The 21,165-nt window shown below is 68.2% G+C and carries 22 protein-coding genes; 12 read left to right on the top strand and 10 right to left on the bottom strand.

Annotated features, from left to right (window positions below):
- Positions 1-7: 7 nt before the first annotated feature.
- The 6 genes from ACP2AD_RS07990 to dxs form a co-directional block, all read right to left on the bottom strand.
- Positions 8-511, bottom strand: coding sequence for a YbjN domain-containing protein (locus ACP2AD_RS07990; protein WP_425229549.1), 504 nt, complete (start codon positions 509-511; stop codon positions 8-10).
- A 103-nt stretch (positions 512-614) separates the two neighbouring features.
- Complete coding sequence (locus tag ACP2AD_RS07985) at positions 615-887, bottom strand: accessory factor UbiK family protein (protein WP_425229548.1); 273 nt, start codon at positions 885-887, stop codon at positions 615-617.
- Positions 888-908: 21 nt separating this feature from the next.
- Complete coding sequence (locus tag ACP2AD_RS07980; RefSeq protein WP_425229547.1) at positions 909-1,460, bottom strand: TspO/MBR family protein; 552 nt, start codon at positions 1,458-1,460, stop codon at positions 909-911.
- Between the two features lie 52 nt (positions 1,461-1,512).
- Positions 1,513-2,259 carry a TlyA family RNA methyltransferase gene (locus ACP2AD_RS07975; RefSeq protein ID WP_425229546.1) on the bottom strand — a complete coding sequence of 249 codons (747 nt, stop codon included), beginning with the start codon at positions 2,257-2,259 and terminating at the stop codon, positions 1,513-1,515.
- Positions 2,240-2,374, bottom strand: a complete 135-nt coding sequence (locus ACP2AD_RS07970; protein ID WP_425229545.1) for a hypothetical protein — start codon at positions 2,372-2,374, stop codon at positions 2,240-2,242. The genes ACP2AD_RS07975 and ACP2AD_RS07970 overlap by 20 nt, the downstream gene beginning before the upstream one ends.
- The gene (gene dxs, locus ACP2AD_RS07965) at positions 2,371-4,293 is read right to left on the bottom strand and encodes a 1-deoxy-D-xylulose-5-phosphate synthase (protein WP_425229544.1); all 1,923 of its coding nucleotides are present in this window, start codon (positions 4,291-4,293) and stop codon (positions 2,371-2,373) included. Before dxs ends, ACP2AD_RS07970 begins: the two co-directional genes overlap by 4 nt.
- Before the next feature lie 140 nt (positions 4,294-4,433).
- On the opposite strand from dxs, the gene ACP2AD_RS07960 reads away from it, so the two are divergent.
- Positions 4,434-4,910, top strand: coding sequence for a GNAT family N-acetyltransferase (locus tag ACP2AD_RS07960; RefSeq protein ID WP_425231123.1), 477 nt, complete (start codon positions 4,434-4,436; stop codon positions 4,908-4,910).
- Here the strand turns inward: ACP2AD_RS07960 and ACP2AD_RS07955 are convergent.
- Positions 4,907-5,377 carry a Fur family transcriptional regulator gene (locus ACP2AD_RS07955; protein ID WP_425229543.1) on the bottom strand — a complete coding sequence of 157 codons (471 nt, stop codon included), beginning with the start codon at positions 5,375-5,377 and terminating at the stop codon, positions 4,907-4,909. The two genes, ACP2AD_RS07960 and ACP2AD_RS07955, sit on opposite strands and share 4 nt — an antisense overlap.
- A gap of 55 nt (positions 5,378-5,432) precedes the next feature.
- Positions 5,433-5,813 carry a MerC domain-containing protein gene (locus tag ACP2AD_RS07950; protein WP_425229542.1) on the bottom strand — a complete coding sequence of 127 codons (381 nt, stop codon included), beginning with the start codon at positions 5,811-5,813 and terminating at the stop codon, positions 5,433-5,435.
- 156 nt (positions 5,814-5,969) lie between these two features.
- Between ACP2AD_RS07950 and ACP2AD_RS07945 the strand changes: the two genes are divergently transcribed.
- The 5 genes from ACP2AD_RS07945 (at position 5,970) to ACP2AD_RS07925 (ending at position 10,195) form a co-directional block, all read left to right on the top strand.
- Positions 5,970-6,914, top strand: coding sequence for a hypothetical protein (locus ACP2AD_RS07945; protein WP_425229541.1), 945 nt, complete (start codon positions 5,970-5,972; stop codon positions 6,912-6,914).
- A 185-nt stretch (positions 6,915-7,099) separates the two neighbouring features.
- Entirely contained in the window at positions 7,100-8,134 is a 1,035-nt protein-coding gene (locus ACP2AD_RS07940) for a COX15/CtaA family protein (protein ID WP_425229540.1), read from the top strand.
- Positions 8,135-8,262: 128 nt separating this feature from the next.
- Positions 8,263-8,742 (top strand): 50S ribosomal protein L13, encoded by a 480-nt coding sequence (gene rplM / locus ACP2AD_RS07935; RefSeq protein WP_425229539.1) that lies wholly within the window; start codon positions 8,263-8,265, stop codon positions 8,740-8,742.
- Complete coding sequence (gene rpsI / locus ACP2AD_RS07930) at positions 8,742-9,290, top strand: 30S ribosomal protein S9 (RefSeq protein WP_425229538.1); 549 nt, start codon at positions 8,742-8,744, stop codon at positions 9,288-9,290. Before rplM ends, rpsI begins: the two co-directional genes overlap by 1 nt.
- Positions 9,291-9,514: 224 nt before the next feature.
- Positions 9,515-10,195, top strand: coding sequence for a 5'-methylthioadenosine/S-adenosylhomocysteine nucleosidase (locus ACP2AD_RS07925; RefSeq protein ID WP_425229537.1), 681 nt, complete (start codon positions 9,515-9,517; stop codon positions 10,193-10,195).
- Between the two features lie 256 nt (positions 10,196-10,451).
- On the opposite strand, the gene ACP2AD_RS07920 is transcribed toward ACP2AD_RS07925, so the two are convergent.
- Positions 10,452-12,206, bottom strand: a complete 1,755-nt coding sequence (locus ACP2AD_RS07920; protein ID WP_425229536.1) for a class I adenylate-forming enzyme family protein — start codon at positions 12,204-12,206, stop codon at positions 10,452-10,454.
- Between the two features lie 123 nt (positions 12,207-12,329).
- Here ACP2AD_RS07920 and ACP2AD_RS07915 point away from each other — a divergent pair, with 123 nt between their 5' ends.
- From ACP2AD_RS07915 to ACP2AD_RS07890, 6 genes are all read left to right on the top strand, one after another.
- Positions 12,330-13,553, top strand: coding sequence for a serine hydrolase domain-containing protein (locus tag ACP2AD_RS07915; protein WP_425229535.1), 1,224 nt, complete (start codon positions 12,330-12,332; stop codon positions 13,551-13,553).
- A gap of 14 nt (positions 13,554-13,567) precedes the next feature.
- Complete coding sequence (locus tag ACP2AD_RS07910) at positions 13,568-15,595, top strand: 3-hydroxyacyl-CoA dehydrogenase NAD-binding domain-containing protein (RefSeq protein WP_425229534.1); 2,028 nt, start codon at positions 13,568-13,570, stop codon at positions 15,593-15,595.
- A 64-nt stretch (positions 15,596-15,659) separates the two neighbouring features.
- A complete protein-coding gene (locus ACP2AD_RS07905; protein ID WP_425229533.1) occupies positions 15,660-17,000 on the top strand; it encodes an amidase family protein in 1,341 nt (446 codons plus the stop codon).
- A complete protein-coding gene (locus ACP2AD_RS07900; protein ID WP_425229532.1) occupies positions 16,997-18,196 on the top strand; it encodes an acyl-CoA dehydrogenase family protein in 1,200 nt (399 codons plus the stop codon). Before ACP2AD_RS07905 ends, ACP2AD_RS07900 begins: the two co-directional genes overlap by 4 nt.
- A 147-nt stretch (positions 18,197-18,343) precedes the next feature.
- A complete protein-coding gene (locus ACP2AD_RS07895) occupies positions 18,344-19,471 on the top strand; it encodes an acyl-CoA dehydrogenase family protein (protein ID WP_425231122.1) in 1,128 nt (375 codons plus the stop codon).
- Positions 19,471-20,364, top strand: coding sequence for an acyl-CoA thioesterase (locus ACP2AD_RS07890; RefSeq protein WP_425229531.1), 894 nt, complete (start codon positions 19,471-19,473; stop codon positions 20,362-20,364). The genes ACP2AD_RS07895 and ACP2AD_RS07890 overlap by 1 nt, the downstream gene beginning before the upstream one ends.
- On the opposite strand, the gene ACP2AD_RS07885 is transcribed toward ACP2AD_RS07890, so the two are convergent.
- Positions 20,361-21,158, bottom strand: coding sequence for an SDR family NAD(P)-dependent oxidoreductase (locus tag ACP2AD_RS07885; protein WP_425229530.1), 798 nt, complete (start codon positions 21,156-21,158; stop codon positions 20,361-20,363). The genes ACP2AD_RS07890 and ACP2AD_RS07885 overlap by 4 nt on opposite strands.
- Between the last annotated feature and the right edge of the window lie 7 nt (positions 21,159-21,165).

Raw genomic sequence — 21,165 nt, 5'->3', positions numbered from 1 at the left:
GTGAGACTCAAGCTTCGCCCTGCGTGTCGATCAGCGCCGCGGCAAGCGCGTCCTTGGGCGACTTGCCGCCCCACAGCACGAACTGGAAAACGGGGTAGAAACGTTCGCACTCCTCAACCGCAGTCTCGACCAGATGTTCGGCCTGCGCCAGCGTCAGCGCCGCGCCGTCGTCGCCGTCGACCATTGCCGCATGGCGATAAAGCAGCACGCCCGACGACGACCACAGCTCGAAATGCCCGACCCACAGCTGCTCGTTGACCAGTGCCATTGCCTCGAAAACGACGGCCCGGCGGTCGTCGGTCACTTTGATGTCGGGAAAGGCGAGGAACTGCAGCACGCTGTCGCCGTCGCGCCACAGCGCGCGCAGCTCGTAGGTCGTCCAGCTGCCCTTGACCGAGGCCGTGACCTCTTCCTCGTGCCGCTGGTTGTCCCAGCCGTGCGCGTCGAAATAATTTTCCAGCATGTCGAGCGGCGCGGCAGCGTCCGCGTCGTGATCTGCTTCGTTCAGCATGGTCCCCTCGCCCCCATGCGGCGCATCATAGCATGGCTTCGCACCGATGCCGCCTTGCAGGCGGCATCGGTGGACGGTCCTGTAGACAAAGCTGTGGAAAAAGTCAGACGGCGGTCCCCTCAGCGGCTACGGACGTGGCCTTCGCTTCCAGCGCATCGAGCCGCGCCTTCAGCGCGTCGGCCTCGTCGCGCGCCGCCGCCGCCATCGCCTTGACCGCCTCGAATTCGTCTCGGCCGACGAAGTCGAGCCCGCCGATCCATTCGCGCGCGCGCGCGCGAACGCCCGCCTCCGCCTCACGCCCGACGCCCGCCAGCGTCCCCGCCGCGCCGTTCAGCACCTTCACGATATCGTCGATGACCCGGTTCTCGGACTGCATGATCTGAATAGCTCCGTAAGCCTACAGCATCTGGGTAGCGTGCGCGCCCGGCGCAACCCGCCCCGCGCCGGGGTTGAGCTGTCCAATCCGCCAGCACAGCACGCCCGCGAACGACACCCAGACCAGCAGCGGCACCATCAGCCACGCCGCCGATGACCTGACCCGCCCAAACAGCAACGCCACGCCGATACCGACCACCAGGATCGCGGCGATCAGCGCGGTCGCAGCGCCGATCCGGTGCGCGCCGAAGAACAGGGGCGTCCAGGCGAACAGCAACGCCACCTCGACCGCGAACAACGCGACCGCGAGCCCCCGCCCCCGCGCCCCGCGCGCGTTGAGCACGGTCGCGACCGCCAGCCCCATGCAGACGTAGATGATGCTCCACGCTACCGGGAACGCCCAGTCGGGCGGATTGATTGCTGGCTTGGCGAGCGCGGCATACCAGCCGTTATGGCTGCCCGCGGGCGCCATGCGGCCCGAGACGAAGCCGATCAGCAGCACCAGCGGCACGCACACCGCCGCCCAGCGTGCGAACGACCACCGCAACTGCCCTTTCGACGCCAGTTCGCTCACGCCCGTTCCTTCTCGGTTGTACCTGTGCCCCTGCCGCAACGCGCGACGGCGTTCAACCGAGCGCGCGCGGCTTATATGCGGCGAGCAGGAACTCGACATTGCCTTCGGGCCCGGTGATCGGGCTGGGTATCACCCCTTCGACCCGCCAGCCCTGCGCAGTCACCCAGGTGGCGGCTTCCTCGCATACCCGCGCGTGGACGGCGGGGTCACGTACCACCCCGCCCTTGCCGACCTCCTCGCGCCCCGCCTCGAACTGCGGCTTGATCAGCGCCAGCAGACGCGCTTCGGGTTTGGCGAACGACAGAGGCCGCTCCAGCACCTTGGCGAGACCGATGAAGCTGGCGTCGCAGACGATCAGATCGACGGGCTCGGTAATATGCGCCGCGGTCAGCACCCGCGCGCTGGTCTGTTCCAGCACGACGACGCGCGGGTCCTGGCGCAGCCTCCACGCCAGCTGGTTGGTACCGCTGTCGACTGCATAGACGCGCGCCGCACTTCGCGAGAGGAGCACGTCGGTAAACCCCCCCGTCGAGCTTCCCACGTCGATCGCCAGCGCGCCCGCCACGTCCCAGCCGAAATGGTTGAGCCCATGCGCCAGCTTGACGCCCCCGCGCGACGCCCAGGGATGGTCGCGCCCGCGCACTGCCAGCGGCACATCAACCGCAAGCAGCTCCCCCGCCTTCGCAACCTTGCGCTCGCCCGCAAACACCAGCCCGGCCAGGATCAACGCCTGCGCCCGCGTTCGCGACTCAACGAGTCCCCGATGGACCAGCAGTTGGTCAGCGCGGGTCTTGGCCACCAATCCTCGCCGCGCGCATTGCCCCTCGAACCCGCCGCCAGACCGCCAGGTTCAGACCCGCCAGCCCGATCACCGCCACCACCGTTGCCGCGATCACCTTTTCCCAACCGGTCACGCCCGCGCTTCCGCGACCCCGCCGCTGTTGTGGCGGAGCGCACCGAGAACGCTGCGCACGATCGCGTCGGCGTCGAGGTCCGCTTCGGCATATTGCCGGTCGGGCGCGTTCTGGTCCTGGAAGCGATCCGGCAGGCGCAGCGTGCGCAGCTTCAACCCGGCGTCGGTCAGACCCTCATCGCTCGCAAGCGTCAAGACGTGCGCACCCAATCCGCCGACCGCGCCCTCCTCGATCGTCACCGCAACCTCGTGCGTGGTCAGCAGGCGGCGGATCAGCGCCTCGTCCAGCGGCTTGGCGAAGCGGAGGTCGGCGACGGTGGTCGACAGCCCCTTCGCCTCCAGCTGCTCGGCCGCCTTCAGTGCCTCGGCCAGCCGCGTGCCGAGGGACAGGATCGCGACCGTCTTGCCCTCGCGCACGATCCGGCCTCGGCCGATCGTCAGCACCTCCGGAATCGCGGGGAGCGCCACGCCGGTGCCATTGCCGCGGGGATAGCGCACCGCGATCGGGCCACCGTCGTGGCTGACCATGGTATGGACCATGTGAACCAGCTCCGCCTCGTCGGCGGCGGCCATCACCACGAAATTGGGGAGCGTCGCCAGATAGGTGACGTCGAACGACCCGGCATGCGTCGCCCCGTCCGCCCCGACCAGCCCGGCACGGTCGATCGCGAAGCGGACCGGCAGGTTCTGGATCGCGACGTCGTGAACGACCTGATCATAGGCGCGCTGCAGGAAGGTCGAGTAGATTGCGCAGAAAGGCCGCATCCCCTGCGCCGCCAGCCCGGCGGCGAAGGTCACCGCGTGCTGTTCGGCGATGCCGACGTCGAAAAAGCGGTCCGGGTGCGCCTTCGCGAACTTGTCGAGGCCGGTGCCCGACGGCATCGCCGCGGTGATCGCGCAGATGCGAGGGTCAGCCTGCGCCTCGCGCGTCAGCGCCTCGCCGAAGACGTTCTGGTACTGCGGTGGCCCCGGCGGCGCCTTGGACTGCGCGCCGGTGATCACGTCGAACTTCTGGACGCCGTGATACTTGTCTGCCGACGCTTCGGCGGGGGCATAGCCCTTGCCCTTCTTGGTCACGACATGGACCAGGATCGGGCCTTCCTCCGCGTCGCGGACATTCTCCAGCACCGGGATCAGCTGGTCGAGATTATGTCCGTCGATCGGCCCGACATAATAGAAGCCGAGCTCCTCGAACAGCGTGCCGCCCATCGCCATGCCGCGCGCGAACTCGTCGGTCTTGCGGGCGGCGGCGTGGAGCGGGCGTGGCAGCTTGCGCGCGAGCCGGCGCAGCACCTCGCGCACGCCCAGAAACTCGCGGCTTGAAACGATCCGGCTGAGATAGGCTGACAGCCCGCCGACCGGCGGCGCGATCGACATGTCATTGTCGTTGAGGATGACGACCAGCCGGTTGCCCGCGGCTTCCGCGTTGTTCATCGCCTCGTAGGCCATCCCCGCCGACATCGCACCGTCGCCGATCACCGCGATTGCCTTGCCCGGCCGGCCCGACAGCTTGTTGGCGATCGCGAAGCCTAACGCCGCCGATATCGACGTCGACGAGTGCGCCGCGCCGAACGGGTCGTACTCGCTCTCGCTGCGCTTGGTGAACCCAGACAAGCCATCGCCCTGTCGCAGCGTGCGGATACGGTCGCGCCGCCCGGTCAGGATCTTGTGCGGATAGCATTGGTGCCCGACGTCCCAGATGAGCCGGTCGTCGGGCGTGTCGAAGACATAATGGATCGCGGTGGTCAGCTCGACCACGCCGAGCCCGGAACCGAGATGCCCCCCCGTCGTCCCCACCGCCGAGATCGTCTCCGCGCGCAGCTCGTCGGCGAGCTGTCGGAGCTGGTCAGGGCTCAGCCGACGGAGGTCGTGAGGCGTGCGGACGGTATCAAGCAACGGGGTCGCGGGAAGATCGGCCATGCCCAGGCGCTTACCCCCTCGCATCGCGGGTGTCGATTGCGCGCATCTGGACAGCTGACGCACGTTATCTGCATAACCGTGGCGTGCCCCGCACCCGCCTCCTTGCGACCGAAGCCGACCTGCCCGTGATCGCCGCGCTGATGGATCGCGCGATCACTGCGCTGCAGCAGACGTTCCTAACGCCCGACCAGATCGCCGCCAGCCGCGCGAGCATGGGGCTGGACACGCAGCTGATCGCCGACCGGACCTATTTCCTGATCGAGGACGAGGGCGCGCTGGTCGGCTGCGGCGGGTGGAGCCGGCGGGCGACGCTGTATGGCGGCGATCATGCGACTGGACTGCGCGACGCGTCGCTGCTCGACCCGGCGCGCGACGCGGCGCGGATCAGGGCGATGTACACCGACCCCGCGCGGGCGCGGCAGGGGATCGGACGCGAGGTGCTGGCACTATGCGAGAATGCGGCGCGGGCGGCGGGGTTCGGCCGCGCGCAGATGATGGCGACGCTGGCGGGCGAGCCGCTCTACGCCGCATGCGGCTACCGGGTGGTCGAGCGGGTCGAGCGGCTTGCCGCGATCGGCGTCGCGGTGCCGGGCGCGATCATGGAGAAAGCGCTCTAGCCGCCCTCGCACTCGGCGCAGGTGCCGCGCACCTCGATCACCGGACGCACGGGCGAAAAGCCCGCCGCCGACGCGGCGCTGCGCACGCCCTTGGTCAGCCGGTCGTCGTCGAGATGCGTCGTCTGTCCGCAGGAGTCGCAGACCAGGAAGATGCAGTCGTGGAGGCAATCGGGGTGCGCGTTCGCAACATAGGCGTTAGCGCTTTCCACCCGCCGCGCCAGGTTCGCGCCGACGAATAGGTCGAGGATGCGATAAACGGTGTTGGCGGCGACGCGGCGGCCCTCGCGCTTCGACACCGCCTCGGCGATGTCATAGGCCGACGCAGGCTTGGCGAACCCGGCCAGCGCCTCGAACACGCTCGCGCGCATTGTCGTCCACTGCTCGCCCGCGCGCTCCAGCGTCGCCTGAGCCGCATCGGTCAGCGCCGCGCCCTCATGTTCGTGGTGGTGATGGGCGTGGACAGCCATGGAGAAGAAAATAGGCATGGCGCGGGCCGGCGGCAAGGAGCCGACTGCGGCGCGGCTAATGAGTGGCGCGGTAGTTTAGGTCGTGACCGAAGGCGAGGATGCCGACCCCGATCACCGTCCACACCGCCTCCGACCCGCCCGAACCGTCATGCGGCAGGTGCAGCGCCCCCGCCATCATCCCCAGCCCCAGCGAGCCGACCACCGCCGGGGCCATATAGCCGTGCTCCAGCGCCCCCTTACCCAGCGCGATCGCGCCGAGGCTAATCGCCAGCGTCAGACCGACTTCGTGGATCAGCGGGTTGAGCAGCCCGCCCGCCGCCGACATCAGCGCCAGCGCGACCGAGGTACCGATACAATGCACCACGCACAGCCCCGACAGCCCGATCGCGAGACGATCGAGCGGCAGCGTCCAGGGCAGGCGAATCGTGCGCGTCACGTGCAGCCATATGGTCGTATGTGCGGCAAGTTACAACATCACATTGCGGGTGCATTCGGTGCAACGGAGGTGCAGAACCGTTGACCTGCCTCAAACTGCGGATCAGCATGAGCTGGGGTCCCCGTGGCGTAGCGGACATCTTCCCGGGAGTGGACCATGCGCGCACCTGCCCCCATGCTGGCGATCCTTGCCATGAGTCACGCCGGCGTGGTCAGCGGAACGCCAACGTCGACGAACCCGCATTGCCGCGTCCGCGTCACGCAAGCTCAGGCGAGCGCCGGCCCGTGCGGTTTCGACGTAGGCAGGCGCGCCTTCGCCGGAACGCCGCGCGAGCAGGCCCGGTGTCTGTTGCGGCACGTCGGTCAGGGTGCGAGCTTCGGCAGTTCCGACCTTACATCCTATCTGGCGGGAGTCGTCGGCGAGGCGACCCAACCGGGGCTGACCCAAGTCGCCCGTTACCTCGACGTGCACCATGTCGACGCGGCCCATGAGCTGGGCGGTCCGTTACGCGGGGGGCTTCAGGCAGCCTACTTCGTCATCCACGACACCAGCTCGCCCAACTGCTCGCAGCCCGGTGCCTGCGCTGTCCTCGGGGCTTTCCCCGCCAACATGGACGCCGCCGAATGGCCGGACAATCGCTCGTTCGGCGGCTACTTGCGCGATCCGGCTTCGCTGAAGGCGCATGTGATCACCAATCGCACCGGCGGATCGCTGACCGCCCGCGATCTGGCGGAGCATCAGTCGCACACCCGGTTCGATTATTGTTTCGACGCACCCGCCAAGCGCAATCTGTTCGTCGGCGTGGAGAACATTCAGCCGCGCATCGGGTCTCCCGCTCGTCCGGCACCCGGCCGCCCGGTCAACGATGCCGTCGCGCCGGTGCCGGGCTTTACCGACGCGCAGTATGAGCGGCTGGCGCTGATCTACATCGTCGCATCCGCGCGGCACGGCCGCTGGCTGGTCCCCGCCTACCACGCGGTGCTCGACCCCTATTACGACCCGCCATCTGCGCATGACGACCCGCAGCATTTCGATCTTGGCGTCTTCTCGGCAAAGGTCGAGTCGCTCGCCGCCGCGATCAATCGGGACGGAGGGAGCTGATATGCCCGGCCTGCCGATCGCGTCCTTGCTGGCGGCTTAGGTCGCGACGGTGTCACCGAAACTCGCGTAGATGCAACGCGCGTAACACCCGGCTGCGCCGCCCCGCACGGCTGACCGAAGCCCTGAGCGAATGCCGTGGCCGGTACGCGCTTGGCGTTCGCCTTGCCGAGGCCTATCTGCCTTCCATGCTCCAGCCCAGTCCCGACTTCATGACGCGTGCGCGGCCGCTGGCGCTGGCGCGCTGGCTATTCGCCGTCGCGGCGCTGATCGTCGCGATGGTGGTGGTGGGCGGCATCACGCGGCTGACCGAGTCGGGGCTGTCGATCGTCGAGTGGAAGCCGATTACCGGCGCCATCCCGCCGCTGACGACCGCCGACTGGCAGGCGGCGTTCGACGCCTACAAGCGCATCCCGGAATATGAGGCGTTCAATCGCGGGATGACGCTGAGCGGGTTTCAGGCGATCTTCTTCTGGGAATATCTCCACCGGCTGCTCGGCCGGGTGATCGGGATTGCCTTCGCCGCGCCGCTGGCGTGGTTCTGGGCCAAGGGATATATCCCGGCAGGGTACAAGTCGCGTCTGGTCGCGCTGCTGGCGCTGGGGGGGCTGCAGGGGGCGATCGGCTGGTGGATGGTCGCGTCCGGCCTGTCGGTGCGTACCGACGTCAGCCACATCCGGTTGATGGTCCACCTCCTGACCGCGCTGTTCATCCTCGCCGGGATGGTGTGGACCGCGCTCGACCTCGTGCAACTGCGGCGACCGTTTGCGGCGCCGGCGCGGCTGGCGCCGGTCGCGGGCGTGGCGCTGATCCTGTTGTTCACCCAAATCGGGTTCGGCGCGCTGACCGCGGGGCTGAACGCGGGGCATGCGTTCAACAGCTGGCCGCTGATGGGCGACCGGCTGTTCCCGGCCGGCGGGCTGCCTGCGGGCGCCGGATCGGGGGAGCTGGTCAACAACCCGATCGTCGTCCAGTTCGTCCATCGCTGGCTCGCCTTCGTCGCCGCCGCCGGGCTGCTCACGCTCGCCTGGCGCGCGGGGCGGATCGGGAGCCGGACGGGGCTCGCGGTCGTGGCACTGGTAGTGGTGCAGATCGGGCTGGGCGTCACCACGCTGTTGACCGGCGTGCGGATCGAGATTGCCGTCTGGCACCAGTTCAACGCAGCGCTGCTGCTGATCGCGGCGGTCGCGGCGGCGCACGCGATCGGCCGCCGCACGGCTTAGGTATCCAAATACCCGTTGCCAAAGCCGCGCAAATGCTTGACTTCGGCGCAACCGCGCGGCACTAGCGACGCCACACGCCGCCTCCTCACCGGGGCGGCGCTTCGTTTTATCCAGAAAGGCCCAGCCCGATGAAGGCGCTGATGAAAACCACCAAGGCGGCCAAGCCGCATGAGGTGGAGAAGAAGTGGCACCTGGTCGATGCCACCGACCTGGTCGTCGGGCGCGCGGCGGTGGTGATCGCCAACGTGCTGCGCGGCAAGCACAAGACCAGCTTCACGCCCCATGTCGATTGCGGCGACAATGTCGTGGTCATCAATGCCGGCAAGATCCGCTTCACCTCCGACAAGGCGGCGAAGAAGGTCTATTACAAGCACACCGGCTATGCCGGCGGGATCAAGGCTATCACCGCCGCCAAGGTGCTGGAGGGACGTTTCCCCGAGCGCGTCCTTGAAAAGGCCGTTGAGCGCATGATCCCCCGTGGGCCGCTGGGTCGCGAGCAGATGCGCAACCTGCGCATCTTCGCCGGGAGCGAGCACCCGCACACCGCGCAGGACCCGCAGACGCTCGATATCGCCGGCATGAGCCGCAAGAACAAGGTGGGCGCATAATGTCCGACAATCGCCAATCGCTTTCCGATCTCGGCGCCGCGCTCGGCCAGCAGCGCGAGGCCGCCGCCGCCAATGCCGATGGGTCAGCCGATGCCTATATGGCCGGCGACCTGCAGGCGCCGGTCCAGCGCGCGCCGCTGCGCGAGCAGGAGCTGGACAAACAGGGCCGCGCCTACGCCACCGGCCGCCGCAAGGACGCGGTCGCGCGGGTCTGGCTGAAGCCGGGCTCGGGCAAGATCACGATCAACGGCCGCGATCAGGAAGTGTATTTCGCGAGGCCCACGCTGCGCCTCGTCATCAACCAGGTGTTCGGCATAACGGAGCGCGACGGCCAGTATGACGTGATCTGCACCGTCAAGGGCGGCGGCCTGTCGGGTCAGGCCGGCGCGGTGAAGCACGGCATCAGCCAGGCGATCACCAAGTACGAACCGATCCTGCGCGCGCCGGTCAAGGCCGCAGGCTTCCTGACCCGCGACAGTCGCACCGTCGAGCGCAAGAAGTACGGTCGCGCCAAGGCCCGCCGCAGCTTCCAGTTCTCGAAGCGCTGATGTGGGCGTCACGCGTATTGCGCAAGCAAGACGCGTGACGCCGCGGCCGCCGGATGCCGGCATGGCCGCCACGTTCGACGTCACGGAATTACGCCGTGAGGGCGCTTCCGCAACCGAAAGGGCAACCCCGCGACGGGTTGCCCTTTTGCGTTTCCTATCACCCGTGTCTTCCACGCATTCAGGTCGCCGTCGCGGCGCTTCAACGATCACGATAGAGCAGGCCGATGCCGCCCCTCCCTCACGTCAATCGCCTTGGTCCCTGCCGCCTACTCTTCGTCATGGCGACCGACCACGAATACGGCCCGCGACTGCGCGCGCGCATCTCCCCGCTCCTTACGGGCGTCGGCCCGATCGAGGGGGCAGCGGCAACCGCGGCGGCGCTGGGTGCTCTTGTCGCCGCGGGCGAAATCCCCGACGCGGTAGTCAGCCTGGGCTCCGCCGGCTCGCGCCGCCTGCCGCTAGGCGAGGTCTATCAGGTCAGCGAGGTAAGCTGGCGCGACATGGACGCCTCGCCACTCGGATTCGCGCGCGGCGTGACGCCTTTTGCCACCTTTCCAACGGTGATCGACCTTCCGACGCCGCTGGAGGGCGTACCAACGGCAACCCTGTCCACCGGCGCGGACGTCGTGGTCGGCGCCGCCTATAACGCGATCGAGGCGGACATGGTCGACATGGAGACCTACGCCGTCGCCCGCGCCTGCGCCCGGTTCGGTATGCCGCTAATCGGACTGCGCGGGGTGTCGGACGGGGCTGCCGAAGGCGAGCGGCTGGACTGGACGGCGCTGCTGGGACTGCTCGATGAGCGGCTGGCGTCGGCGGTGGATCAGCTGCGATCGTCGCGCCTGCTAATCAGCGCTGAACACGAGCCTTGCCTATCAAGCTTTGAACGAGCCTCAAGCGGATGAGCCCGGTCAAGCTCAGGCCGAACAGCAGTGTGAAGGCCATCGGATGACGCTCGCGGCTTCATATGAAGGCTTTGCGAAAGTCCGGATGCATAGCCCACGCCGCTATCGGGGCCCGCGCGGACCAGACGGCGAGTAGGTGCGGTCCCCAGACAGCCAAGATCGCTGCGACGCCAGCGACTTGATGCCGTCGATCCACCTGCTCCGGTTATTCGATCACCAGTCGACTAGGCCGACGGGAAGAAATATCCGGTTATGTCTACTGTGTTCGATCCTCGAACAGCAGCCCCAACTCGCGCTTCAGTATCTTCCCGTTCGCGTTACGCGGCAGCGTCTCGGGCACGAACCGCACCGCCACCGGCGTCTTGAACGCCGCCAGCCGCGCCTTCACCCACGCCTGCAGCTCCGCCTCGGTCGCCTGCATCCCCGGCGCCAGGTGCACCACCGCCGCGGGCTCCTCGCCCAGCGTGCGGTGCGGCAGGCCGATGAGCGCGCAGTCGGTCACCGCCGGATGCTCGTACAGGCAGTTCTCGACCTCGGTCGAATAGATGTTCTCGCCGCCGCGGATGATCATGTCCTTGGCGCGGTCGACGATATAGACGAAGCCCTCGTCGTCCAGCCGCGCCAGGTCGCCGGTCCGCACCCAGCCGTCGACGAAGGTGGCGGCCGACGCCTCCGGCTTGTTCCAATAGCCCTTCACGATCATCGGCCCTCGCGCCCACAGCTCGCCGACCTCGCCCGTCGCCAGCGCTGTTGTGCCGTCGTCCGCCCTGATCTCCAGATCGGCCACCGCGACCGGGGGGCCGGCGCTGGTCGGACGGTTGAGGTAATCCTCCGACGAGTGGCTGGTGACAGTCGCGGTCGTCTCCGTCATGCCCCAGCCGTTGCCGGGCAGCGCGCCGAACTCCTCATAGATGCGCTTGACCAGTTCGGGCGCGGACGGCGCACCGCCATAGGCGATCGCCTCGATCGAGCTGAGGTCGTAGTTGCCGCGTTCCGGATGCTCGATCAGCTGCCAGGCGATGGTCGGCACGCCGCCGGTGATGTTGACCCGCTCGCGCTCGATGATCTCCATCGCGCGCACCGGGTCCCATCTGCGCATGAAGATGGTCGTGTTGCCCGCCGCCAGCGAGGGCATCATTCCCGCCGACAGCGCGGTGGCGTGGAACATCGGCACCACGGTCAACGAGGTACGCGGGCTCGGTTCGGGGATCGGCTCGCCGCGGCGGAGATAGGAGCGTGCCGCGCCGAACCCGCCTGACAGGATGTTCGTGACGAAGTTCCGATGCGTACCGAGCGCGCCCTTGGGCGCGCCGGTGGTGCCGCTGGTATAGAGGATCGAAGCACTGTCGTCGGGCGCGATCTCGACCGGGGGCAGTTCCCGGTCGGGCAGCGTCGTCCAGTCGTGCGGCGTGCCGATGCTGTCTTCCAGCCGCTCGGCGATGCCGGTCAACGGCTGTGCGGCGCGGGCGACGACGACGTGCCGCAACGCCGGCAGCGCCGCATAATGGTCGCTCAACCGCGCATGTCGCTCATCGTCGCAGAGCAGCACCACCGACCCGGAATCGGCGAGGCCATATTCCAGCTCCGCGCCCGTCCACCAGGCGTTGAGCGGCACCGCGATCGCGCCCAGCGAGACGATGGCAAAGAAGGCGACCGGAAACTCGGGCAGGTTGCGCATCGCGATTGCGACGCGGTCGCCCCGGGTCACGCCCAGTGCCTGTAAGCGATGCGCCAGCGCCACCACCGCGCGCCAGTTCGCCTCGAAGCTGACGCGCTCGTCCTCGTAGATGGTGACCGGCCGCTCGCCATGCATCCGGCTAAACGCGATCAGCGCGCGCAGCGACGGCGGTGCATTCTTCCACACCCGCGTCGGCACGCCGCGAATGGTCACCGTCTCCATCTCGAACTTCGCGCCCGGCGCGGTCAGCGCCGCATGGCAATCGGCGAGCGACCGCGCCGGCCAAGCGGGTGACAGCGGGATAACGGGCTCGACGATGGGCTCACTGGCCAAGGCGGCTTCCTCTCACGCGATCGAACAACGGGTTTTCCCGCCCGACTGCAAGGTTAGGATTGATTCGCGGCGCGCTCAAGGCGATAGGGCAGCACCGATTTGAAACGAGGGTATGGACGCCGGATGGTCACCGTCGACGCTGCCGCGCTGGGCTTCGACGCCAACCGCCTCCATCGCATCGACGCGTTCCTGCGCGACAAGTATATCGACACCGGCCTGCTCCCTCACGGGCAGCTGCTGATCGCCCGCCACGGCAAGATCGCGCATTTCAGCAGCATGGGCGCGGCGCGGGAGGGCGGCGCCGCGCTGGCGGACGACGCGCTGTTCCGCATTGCATCGATGACCAAGCCGATCACCTCGATCGCCTTCATGCAGTTGGTCGAAGACGGGCTGGTCGCGGTCGACACCCCGGTCCATCACGTCCTGCCGGAGTTCAAGGGCGCAGGCGTATATAACGGCGGCGGTGCGGGCGTGGCGTTCGTGACCAAGCCGACCACCGAGCCGATGCGGATGCTCGACCTGCTCCGCCACACTGCCGGGCTGACCTACGGTTTTCAGAACCGCTCCAATGTCGACGCCGCCTATCGCGCCGCCAAGCTGGGCGAATGGCATGGGGGCGACGACCTGACCGGCTTCATCGGCAAGGTCGCGGCCCTGCCGCTGGAATTCTCGCCCGGCGAGGCATGGAATTACTCGGTCGCTACCGACGTTATCGGCGCGGTGGTGGAGCGGGTGTCCGGCAAGACGCTCGACCTGTACTTCCGTGACCATATCTTCGCGCCGCTCGGCATGGAGGACAGCTTCTTCACCGTCCCCGCCGACAAGGTCGGGCGGCTGACCGACTGCTATGCCTTCCACCCCGTCAAGCAAACGCGGGTGATGTACGATCGCGGCGCGGAGAGCGCCTGGAGTCGTAGGCCGAACCTGCTGTCGGGCGGCGGCGGGCTGGTATCGACGGCGCTGGACTATCACCGTTTCTGTCAGATGTGCGCCAACGGCGGCACGCTCGACGGCGCCCGCGTCATCGGGCGCAAGACGCTCGAGCTGATGCGGATGAACCATCTGCCCGGACAGGCCGACCTGGCGAGCATGTCCAAATCGTTGTTCAGCGAGACACAGAACGCCGGCACCGGCTTCGGCCTGGGCTTCGCCGTGGTGCAGGACGTCGCCAAGACGATGATGCCGGGCTCGATCGGCGAATATTATTGGGGCGGGATGTTCTCGACGGCGTTCTTCATCGACCCCGTCGAGCAGCTGCACTGCGTCTTCATGACGCAGCTGATGCCCTCCTCCACCTACCCGATCCGCCGCGAGCTCAAGACCATGATCTACGCGGCGCTGGCCTGACCCGGAGAATCAGCATGACTTCCCCCATCCGCACCGAGCGCCACGGCGATGTGCTCGTCATCATCTCCGACAACCCGCCGGTCAATGCGCTCGGCGCGGCGGTCCGCTCCGGGCTGGACGCCGCGATCAGGCAGGGCGTCGCCGACGCCAGTGTCACCGCCATCGTGATCCGCTGCGACGGGCGCACGTTCTTCGCAGGCGCCGACATCACGGAATTCGGCAAGCCGATGCAGGGTCCTGGACTGGGCGAGGTGATCGACATGACCGAGGCGGCCGACAAGCCGGTCGTCGCCGCTATCCACGGCACGGCGCTGGGCGGCGGGTGCGAGGTGGCGCTGGGATGCCACTATCGCGTCGCGGTGCCGTCGGCGAAGATCGGTGTGCCGGAGGTCAAGCTGGGCCTGCTCCCGGGCGCGGGCGGTACGCAGCGGCTGCCGCGGATCGCGGGCGTCGCCCTGGCGGTGCAGATGACCGCGCTGGGTGATCCGATCTCCGCCACGCGCGCGGCCGAGGCGGGGCTGGTCGACCGCGTGGTGGGCGAGGACAGCCTCGCCGCCGACGCCATCGCCTTTGCCAAAGAGGTCGCGGCGAAGCGTCCGATCCCCCGCGCCAGCGAACGCTCCGTGCAGCCCGATCCGGAAGCGATCGAGGCATTCAAGAAGGCGCAGGGTCGTAAGATGCGCGGCTTCGACGCGCCTGCCGCCAATATCGCCTGCGTCGAGAAGGCGTCCTCCGGGGCATCCTTCGCGGAGGGCATCGCCTACGAGCGGCAGGAGTTCATGACGCTGATGACCGGCACGCAGTCGGCCGCACAGCGCTACATGTTCTTTGCCGAGCGCCAAGCCGCCAAGATCAACGGCCTGCCCGCCGACACCCGGCCGCGCCCAATCAGGAAGGTCGGCGTGATCGGCGCCGGCACGATGGGCGGCGGCATCAGCATGAACTTCCTCCAGGCGGGCATCCCTGTCACCATCGTCGAGACCGCGCAGGAGGCGCTCGACCGCGGCACCGGCGTCATCCGCAAGAACTACGAGAACTCCGCCGCCAAAGGGCGGTACACGGCCGAGAAGGTCGAAGGCATGATGGGGCTGCTCACCCCCACCCTGTCGCTCGACGACCTCGCCGGCTGCGACCTCATCATCGAGGCGATCTACGAGAATATGGACGTCAAGAAGGAGCTGTTCGCCAAGCTGGACAAGATCGCCAAGCCCGGCGCGATCCTGGCGTCGAACACGTCCTATCTCAACATCGACGAGATTGCGGCGGCGACTTCGCGGCCGGAGGATGTGGTGGGCATGCATTTCTTCTCGCCCGCCAACGTGATGAAGCTGCTGGAGGTAGTGCGTGGCGCGAAGACTGCGCCCGACGTGCTGGCGACGGTGATGGCGCTGGCCAAGCCGATCGGCAAGGTCGCCGTGGTGTCGGGCGTCTGCCCCGGGTTCATCGGCAACCGCATGCTGTCGCAGCGCGGCGCGCCCGCCAACCAGATGCTGATGGAGGGCGTTGCGCCCGAGCGGATCGACAAGGTGCTGACCGACTTCGGGATGCCGATGGGCGTCTACCAGATGAGCGACCTGGCCGGCGTCGACATCGGCTGGCACCGTGATCCGACCCGGATCGAGAGCATCCGCGACGCCCTCGCCGCAAAGGGGCGCTGGGGGCAGAAGACCGGCAAGGGCTTCTACGATTACGACGAGAAGCGCCAACCGACTCCTTCGCCCGAGACCAGGGCGATCATCGACGAGTTCCGCGCCAAGGGCGGCCATGCGGCGAAGGACTATAGCGACGACGAGATCCTCGCGGGGCTGCTATACCCGATGGTCAACGAGGGCGCGAAGATCCTTGACGAAGGCATGGCGCAGCGCGCGTCGGACATCGATACCGTGTGGATCTACGGCTATGGTTGGCCAGTCTATCGCGGCGGGCCGATGTTCTGGGCGAACACGGTCGGGCTCGACAAGGTCGTCGCCGGGCTGGAGGCGCAGGGCGTCGCGGTCGCCCCGCTGCTACGCCGCAAGGCGGAGGCGGGGGAGCTGTTCTGATGGTCACCGAGGTCCCTCGGGCTTTCAGGAAAGCGGGCGCTACCGCAGCAAAGGCGAGCACGGAGTGATATCGGCCCTCGCCACCGTCGCCGCAATCCGCGCGGGCGGAACCACCGCCCTCACCGAAGCCGACGCCGCCATCGCCCGCATTCAGGCAGGCGACGGCGCGATCAATGCGGTCGTGCTCCGCGACTTCGACCGCGCCCGCGCCGCCGCGCGTGCTTTCGACGAGGGCGGTAACAAGGCGCTGGCCCTTGCGGGGGTGCCGATGACGGTCAAAGAGAGCTTCGACGTCGCCGGCCTGCCGACCAGCTGGGGCTTCGCGGAGCATGCCGACCACGTCGCGCAGACCGACGCCCTTGCCGTACAGCGTCTCAAGGCGGCGGGCGCGATCATTCTGGGCAAGACCAACATCCCGGTCGGGCTCGCCGACCTGCAGGCGAACAACCCGAACTACGGCCTTACCCGGAACCCGCGCGACCCGGATCGGGTCAGCGGCGGCTCGTCGGGCGGGTCCGCGGCCAGCCTCGCAGCGGGGTTCGTGCCGATCGAGCTCGGCTCAGATATCGGCGGCTCGATCCGGGTGCCTGCCGCCTTTTGCGGCGTCTGGGGGCTAAAGCCGACCTACACCGCGCTTAACCCCGACGGCCATTACTTCCCGCGCACCGACAACGCCCGCGTCGCGCTGTCGGTGATCGGCCCGATGGCGCGCGACGCCGCTGATCTCGCCGTGCTGCTCGACGTGCTCAGCGACGTCTCGATGCCGCGTGCCTCGGCAAAGCCGGTCGAGCGGCTGCGCTTGCTGGTCCTGACCGGCCACCCGATGGCGAGCACGCAAACCGCCGTCGCCGCTGCGATCGAGCATCTTGCCGTCGCGCTTGCTGCAGCCGGCGCGACGGTCGAGCGCGACAGCGAGCTGCTGCCCGACCTGGACAAGCAGCACCGCGCCTATTGGCGGATGCTCAACATCGCGATGACCCGCGGCGTGCCGCTCGACGGCAGCGCCCCCGCCCCGCTCGCCGAGTGGTTCGCGCTGTCCGACGAGCAGGCGCGCAACACCCGCGACTGGGCGCGGCTGTTCACCCGCTACGACGCGGTGATCGCGCCGGCATTGGGCGCGACCGCCTTTCGCCACGACGACACGCCGCTCGCCGCTCGCATACTCGACATCGACGGCGAGGCGACGCCGTTTGCACACCAATTCGTCTTTCCCGGCCTCGCCACCTTCCCGATGCTGCCCGCGGTCAGCGTCCCGGTCGGCGTCGATCCCGACGGCATGCCGATCGGAGTGCAGGTCATCACCGACTATAACCGCGACCACGACGCCATCCGCATCGCCGGCCAGTGCCACCAGCTGGTCGGCGGCGCCGCTCCCCCACCCATAGCCGAAGCGAGCAGCCGATGACCGACCCCGACGCCGACCTGGCCACCTTCCGCAGCGATGCCCACGCCTGGCTTGCCGCGAACTGCCCGCCCGAGATGCGCGAGCCGCTGCGCACCGATGCCGATGTCTGCTGGGGCGGGCGCAGCTATGATCCCGCCGCCAATCCACCCCAGGCCGCTTGGCTGAAGGCGATGGGCGAGCGCGGCTGGACGGTGCCTGACTGGCCGAGCGCCTATGGCGGCGGCGGTCTTTCGGCGGCAGAGACCAAGGTGCTGCGCGAGGAAATGGCGGCGATCCACGCCCGCAACCCGCTCAACAGCTTCGGCATCTCGATGCTCGGCCCTGCACTCCTCAAATACGGCACGGAGGCGCAGAAGCTGGAGTATCTGCCCAAGATCGCCCGCGGTGAAATCCGCTGGTGCCAGGGCTATTCGGAACCGAACGCGGGCTCCGACCTCGCCGGGCTGCAGACCAGCGCCGTGACCGACGGCGACGATTACATCGTCAACGGGCAGAAGGTGTGGACCAGCTACGCCGACGAGGCCGACTGGATCTTCTGCCTCGTCCGCACCTCCAAGGAGTCGAAGCAGGGCGGGATCAGCTTCATCCTGTTCGACATGGCCTCACCCGGCGTCTCGACCAAGCCGATCCTGCTCATCAGCGGCTATTCGCCCTTTTGCGAGACGTTCTTCGACAATGTGCGCGTGCCGAAGTCGCAGCGCGTCTATGAAGAGAACAAGGGCTGGGACGTGGCCAAATACCTGCTCGGCCACGAGCGCGAGATGATCAGCGGCATGGGGCTGGGCGGCCAGGGCGAGAACCCGCTCGTCGCCGGCGCGATCGCCACGATCGGTATCGACGCCGACGGCCGCCTCGCCGATCCCGTGCTGCGCGGCCAGATCGCGTTGTTCGAGCTCCGCGCCAAGGCGTTCCGCGCGATGTCCGAACGCTTCGTCGACGAGCTCAAGGCGGCCAAGGCACACCCCGCCCAGCCGAGCATGATGAAATATTATGGCACCGAACTGAACAAGAGCCGCCACGAACTGATCATGGCGGCGGGCGGTTCGGACGCGTTGGAATGGGAGAGCGACCGCTCCAACGGCGGCAGTGCCCCCCGCGCCTGGCTGCGCACCAAGGCCAACTCGATCGAGGGCGGTACCAGCGAGGTCCAGCTCAACATCGTCGCCAAGCGCATCCTGGACCTGCCGGGAGCGTAAGGCCCTCTCCCATCGGGAGAGGGAGGGAGCCGCCCGAGCGGCGGAAGGGTGAGGGTGATCGGGCCCGTACCTCACCCTCACCCTTTCCAATCGCTTCGCGAGCGGGCCCCTCCTTCTCCTCGTGGGAGAAGAAACATGGAGTATCGTATGCCCCTCTACCTCAACGACGACCAGACCACGCTTCAGGACACGATCCGCGATTTCGTCGCCGACGCTGCCCCAGTGTCGCACATGCGCGCGCTGCGCGACGCGGACGACGCGACCGGCTTCAGCCGCGACCTGTGGAAGCAGTTCGCGGAGATGGGCTTTACCGGTATTCTGATCGGCGAGGACCAGGGCGGGCTCGGCCTCGGCCATGTCGAGGCGGGTGTGGTGCTGGAGGAGATCGGGCGCAACCTTTCGCCCTCACCTTTCCTGGCCACCGCCGTCGCGGCGGTCGAGGCGCTGAAGGGCACGGGCGCGGCGGACCGCTGGTTCCCCGGCATCGTCGCAGGCGAGACCGTCGCTGCCTTAGCCATCGACGAGGGCGCTAAGCACCGCGAGACGGTCGGGCTCAAGGCTGAGCGGTCCGGCAACGGCTTCAAGCTGACCGGGGCCAAGCGCTTCGTCACCCATGGCCATGTCGCCGACCTGCTGATCGTCGCCGCGCGGACGGCGGGCGGGGCGGACGACGAGGATGGCATCACCCTGTTCGCGGTCGAGAAGGGGGCCGCCGGGCTGACCGCCTCGCCCGAGCGGCTGGCCGACGCGAGCATCGCCGCACGGCTGGAACTCGACGGGGTCGAGGTTGATGCGGACGCGGTGATCGGCGAGGTCGACGCCGGCCGCGATCCGCTCGCGCGCCTGCTCCGCGCCGGCCGGACCGGCGCGTCGGCGGAGCTGCTCGGCGTCGGCGGCGGCGCGATGACGATGACGCTCGCCTATCTCAAGGAGCGAAAGCAATTCGGCCAGCCGATCGGCAGCTACCAGGCGCTCCAACACCGCGCCGCGCATCTCTATAGCGAGATGGAGGTCGCGCGCGCCGCGGTCCTGAAGGCGCAGCAGCTGCTCGATGGCGGCAGCGACCGTGCCGACGAGGCGGTGTCGGTGGCCAAGGCACAGGCCGCGCTCGCGACCGCGCTGTCGGTGCAGGAAGGCATCCAGATGCACGGCGGCATCGGCATGACCGACGAATACGACATCGGCTTCTACATGAAACGCGCCCGCGTGCTCGCTGAGCTGTTCGGCGATGCGGCGTTCCACGCTGATCGGCTGGCGCGCGCGGCGGGGTATTGATGGACGACTGGACCCCGCCTCCGCCCGAGCAGCTCGCCGCCAATCTGGTCGCGCTGCTCGATGTCGAAGAGATCGACATCGACCTCTATCGCGGCGCGCGCAATCCGGGCGGCAAGGGCCGCGTGTTCGGCGGCCAGGTGATCGCCCAGGCGCTGCAGGCGGCGCAGCGGTCGGTCGAGGGCAAGGTCGCCCACTCGCTCCACGCTTATTTCATGCGCGCCGGCGACGAGCAATTCCCGATCGTCTTCCGCGTCGTCCGAGATTTCGAGGGCAAGAGCTTTGCCAACCGCCGCGTCATCGCCATCCAGCGCGGCCAGCCGATCCTCAACATGATCGCGTCTTTCCAGACGCCGGAGGACGGGTTGCACCATCAGGACGCGATGCCCGACGTGCCCGCGCCGGAGACGCTGAAGTCGGAGACCGAGCTGCGCAAGGATGCGGCCCAAGACGTGCCCGAGCAGTTCCGTACCGCGTTTCTGCGCCGCTCCAGCCCGATTGATATCCGTCCGCTTTACCCGCGCAGCTGGTTCACCCCGGTCAAGCGCGCGCCGCAGAATTACAGCTGGTTCCGTGTCGTCGCGTCGATCGGCGACGATCCGGCCATGCACCGCGCCGTATTGGCTTATGCCTCCGACATGGCCTTGATGGCGACGAGCATGATGCCGCACGGCGTCAACTGGACGTCGCCGGGCATGCAGTCTGCCAGCCTCGATCACGCGCTATGGCTGCACGAACCGGTGCGGGCGGACGAGTGGATGCTGTACGCGACAGATAGCCCCTGGGCGGGGCACGCGAGGGGGATGAACCGCGGCAGCATCTTCAGCCGCGACGGGCGCCTGATCGCCAGCGTTGCGCAGGAAGGGTTGATCCGGATGCGCGAGCCGAAAAACTAGACCGCGGTCCGTCCATATTCCTGCTTGGTCACCGGGTGGGACGACGACAGGCCGCCGTCGACCGCGATCGCCTGACCGTTGACATAGCTGGCGTCGTCGGAGGCGAGGAACAGCGCGACCCGCGCCAGTTCCTCGGGCTGCGCACCCCGGCGCAGCGGGTTGAGGCGGCCGACCCGGTCCATCTTTCCTGCCTCGCGGGCATAGTCGAAGGTCGGCTTGGTCATGCCGGTCTCGGTCAGCCCGGGGCAGATCGCGTTGACTCGCACGCCAGAGCCGCTGAGCTGCTGCGCCGCGGTTTTCGCCAGGTTGATGACTCCCGCCTTCGAGGCCGAATAGGCCGGCGAGCCCGCGCCGGAGCGGATGCCCGCGACGCTGGCGGTGAGGATGATCGCTCCCTGCCCCCTTTTCGCGATCTCCGGCGCGGCGTGCTTTATGGCCAGATAGGGGCCGATCAGATTGACGCGAAGCACCTCGGTAATGAGCGTCACGTCGGTGTCGAAGATGTTTGCCATCCCGCCCGAGATGCCGGCGTTGGCGAAGATGATGTCGAGCCCGCCGAACCGCTCGAGCGCGAGCGCGACGGTGCGCTGAACATCCTCCTCCCGACCGGCGTCCATCCGGATCGTCTCCGCCGTGCCGCCCGCGTCGAGGATCGCCGTGGCGGTCGCATCGGCGCCTTCGGTCTGGTCGGCGCAGACGACGCGTCCGCCCTCGGCCGCGAACAGCGTCGCCGCCGCGCGGCCGATGCCGGAGCCGGCGCCGGTGACGATGATCGACTTGTGTTGAAAGCGCATGCCGTTC

The organism is Sphingomonas sp. (assembly GCF_965248875.1).
In the GTDB taxonomy this organism is placed as follows: domain Bacteria; phylum Pseudomonadota; class Alphaproteobacteria; order Sphingomonadales; family Sphingomonadaceae; genus Sphingomonas.
The sequence above is the reverse complement of the archived record's forward strand: the minus strand, read 5'-3'. Positions and strand labels throughout refer to the sequence as shown.